This window comes from Stenotrophomonas sp. P5_A8 (assembly GCF_056400545.1).
This window is the reverse complement of sequence record NZ_JBFULB010000373.1, coordinates 1-3,543: the sequence shown is the minus strand read 5'-3', so window position 1 is coordinate 3,543 and position 3,543 is coordinate 1. Positions and strand designations below refer to the sequence as shown.

Below are 3,543 nucleotides of genomic sequence, written 5' to 3'. Positions count from 1 at the left end.
GCCCATGGGGATGGTCTCTTTGTAGCTCCGGAGGATGTGGCGAGAATCGCGTTTCAGCGTTTCCAGGACCACCTTTTTGTTCAGGCGTCCCTTTCTGGCGCGATAGATGTCGCGAGCGTGTTCACCGCGGGCGGCCCACTCGAATGGCTTACGTCCAGCTCTCAACGGTATGGATGGACGGGGCTCTTCGAAGCCCTATCGATCCAGATCCCCGAGACCTTCGACATGGAGCTAGTGGACGCGCTGCCGGGTGGGAGGGCTCGTTGGTGGCACGAGTGGGGTATCCAGGAAAGTTTCAAACAAAGCGTCCGATGGCGAGCCATCGAGTCGCAAGCTGGACACCCGACATTTACAAGCCGTTCGCTTGAGCTACTCAACTCGATTGACCAATCGGAGGCAGAGTCCATCGGCCTCCTGCTGGAAGTCGCCGCTGTTCCCGGGCATCCGTGGAACGCGAACCTGCTGCACCGAAACCTCTGGCGTTGGGGCCTCAATAGACGCGACGTGGAATGGTCGCGGGTGATCGCCTTCGCGACAGAAGATGATGAGCATCCGGTCCATCGTCTTCTGAAGTGGGCTATCGGCGGAAAGCTGGATCATGCAGAACCAGAGATGCTTCAATTGGTTGCAATCACGCTGACCTGGCTTTGCTCATGTACCAGCCGCTACATAAGGGATACTGCGACGAGAGGTCTTTGCCGTCTCCTCCGGAGAGTACCCGCCATACATCATGACTTGGTCACGCTGATGGTCGACGTGGATGATCTGTACGTGCTGGAGCGTCTGCTGGCGGCGTCATACGGGGCGGCCAGCCAGCTCGGAGATGACCCCGCTCTCGAGACGATGGCGGCGACGACGTTCGACCTGATCTTCAGCAAGAACGCGCCCCCGCAGCACCTGCTTGCGCGCGACTACGCACTGGGGGTTCTTGAAGTGGCGCAGGCTCGCGGCCGACTGCCCGATAGAGTGGAGATGGCGAAAGCTCGCCCTCCATTCCCCGCCAAGGCGCTTCGCGCGCCTAGCCAGGCCGCTCTTGAGGAGCGGAAGGAGAAGCTCGGCGATCACAGCATTCTTAGGAGCTGCGGAGCGAACGGAGACTTTGGTCGCTACGAAATCGCGTCTGCTGTTGGTGATTTTTCGGCGACAAAACTTAATGCGCCACCTCCATTGTCGAAGCGGAATCGCTTCGATCTGTTCGTTGCGGAGGTGGTCAATACTAGTCCCGAGCGTAAGACGGCCTTCGAGATTCTTGAGAAAGCCAGCAAGGAGGTCTGGAGCGTCAGATTAAGTAGCGTCAGAGGCAGTTTCAAGATCACAAAAAGCCGGTCAAAGGTCGCAGCGCAAACAGCATCTAGACGTCAAGACGCGTTTCTGTCTCTGCTTAAGGATGAGGAGCGAGGTCGATATGCGAGCGATGCCTTTGGCGTCCTCTTCAGCAGTGATGGCGAACGTGAACCTGCCACCTTCGATCCAGAATGGGCACAACGATGGGTGACTGCGAGAGCCTACAGCCTAGGCTGGACTAAGGCGCGATTTGGCGATGACCGAACGCCATCTCACTACAGCCGCCATAGGGCGAGGATCGAACGCGTCGGTAAGAAGTACCAGTGGATTGCGCTGTACGAGCTGCTGGCTTGGTTGAGCGACACGCATTGGCTAAGAAGCAATTGTGGGGAGCAACCGAGGCGCTACTCTTACCCGACCGATACGGGATTCCAGCGAGACCTAGACCCTACGCTGGCTGAAGATGCTGACATGCAAGTCTCGCCAGGCTGTGAGTGGTGGAAGCTCGACTTCAACATGCGGTCGACTTCCGACGATCAGCTCACGAACTGGGCGAGACAGAACGATGCGTGGCACTCCGCAAAAGACGCCATATTTCGTGAAGACCAGGGGAATGAGCAGTGGGTTACTCTTCATTCCTTTCAACGGGCGGCGGAACAATTCTCCGGTCGGGACTTTGTACGGCGGGAGGTCGGCCTCAGGCGAGAGGGGTTTCAGTTCATTCACTGCCTCATTTTGGCCCAGAGCGACCTTCGGTCAGCATACGAGGCATTAGTAGGGGCGAGAGACCGCAATGCGCATAATTGGGAGCCGCTTCAGTTGACCGACGGCCCTTATCTTGGCGAGTTTGGCTGGCGAGCAACTTGGCCCACCTTGGAATGGTCGCCTCGTCGCGGACTGCCTGGAGAAGTGACCGCACTTCAGCCGGTGATTGAATRCAATTGGGAGAGCCACTTGGATGCATCGCGCCCAGATGGAGTGAGCTTACGCTTACCAAGCCACGCTCTGCTTGGCTTGCTGAACTTTTCTCCGCCGAATCCACTCTCTCCTGACATAACGGCGGATGAAACGGGAAAGGTTGTCATTATTCACCATAGAGATGATGAGGATGGGTACTCGGTCACGATCCGCAGAGACGCGCTTGATCGCATGCTCATCAAATGCCAACTTGGCTGCCTTTGGTTCGTCTCGGCGGAACGTAGCGCTTGGCCAACAGGTGGGCACGACCAGTCCTTACGCCGTTGGTTCGGAAGCTTGGTTGCATTCGACGGTCACCAAACAAGGAGCTTCGACTGGGAGACACCTTGGTGAGCGTGAGCCTGCCGATTGCGAGGCCTAAGTTGGGTAAGTGCTTGCGCTGCAAGAAGATCTTGATTTTTCCAGAGATCATTAGGGAGGGCAGGATGTCGTCTAACGCTATTTGAAAGGCGTTTCTCAACGAGACTAGTCCGAAAGTTCTCCCGACGTCCGCTTCTGGCCGGAAGCGGACTCTTGGTCGGACGCGGCGTGCCTGCAGTGCTAAAGTTCTCTTTCGACTCAAAGCGGACATCTGCAGTTCTACCAGAACCGCTTTGCGGTGGTGACTGAGCACTGTGCTCGGTCCGGTTATACGCTGGCTTGTTAGCCGGACCCCGCCACCCTAAGATCGAGCTGGATAAAGGGGAAAGCCCGCCATACGGTGCTTTGTGGGTAAGTTGTATAACCGGACCCACGGGTCCGTCGATTAGGTAGTTAGACGACAGGAGTTTCCATGCCAAAGACCAAAAATCACCTGCATGCATTTGTCATCGCGAACTGGGGACTCTCAGGAACGGCAACAGCCGGTCAAGCCGGTTACCGCTCGCAAAACCCTTGGCAAGCGCTAGAGCGCTACATGGAGGGATTGAGGGGAAATGGCGCGCATTTTCTCGCTAGCCATAACGCAACAGCAACAAGAATTGACTCAGGTGGCTCCGTTTGGAAGATTGAGCTTGTAAATTCACCTACACCCCAAGGGGCTGATGCCAGTCAGTTTTCCGAACAGCTTCTGGATAACCTGGTTGCCCAAAATACAAAGCCTAACCCTGACGATTATATTTGCATCACATACTTTGACGGAGCCGGTAGCGGCACATGGGAGTGGACTCCGTAATGTCGTTTAACAATTCATTCAAGCCGACGCCGCTTTGCGGCGCGGCTTAATTCAAGGTGTTAGGGCACACAAATGACTTCTCACCATCCCGACGCGTGTGCCGTTATATTCGATCCGGTGAACAGCTG

At 56.3% G+C, this 3,543-nt stretch carries 2 protein-coding genes; both read left to right on the top strand.

The genetic code is table 11. The annotated features are described in order from the left end of the window. Positions 1-225 precede the first annotated feature (225 nt). Positions 226-2,595, top strand: a complete 2,370-nt coding sequence (locus AC1DQP_RS18190) for a hypothetical protein (RefSeq protein ID WP_478052166.1) — start codon at positions 226-228, stop codon at positions 2,593-2,595. Between the two features lie 439 nt (positions 2,596-3,034). Beyond that, positions 3,035-3,415: a hypothetical protein gene (locus AC1DQP_RS18185; protein WP_457320745.1), complete on the top strand. Its 381-nt coding sequence runs from the start codon at positions 3,035-3,037 to the stop codon at positions 3,413-3,415. The last annotated feature ends 128 nt before the right edge of the window (positions 3,416-3,543 follow it).

What these genes read in the sequence shown, in the direction of transcription:
- AC1DQP_RS18185 (WP_457320745.1), top strand. Translation starts at nt 3,035, where the DNA reads ATGCCAAAGACCAAAAATCACCTGCATGCATTTGTCATCGCGAACTGG.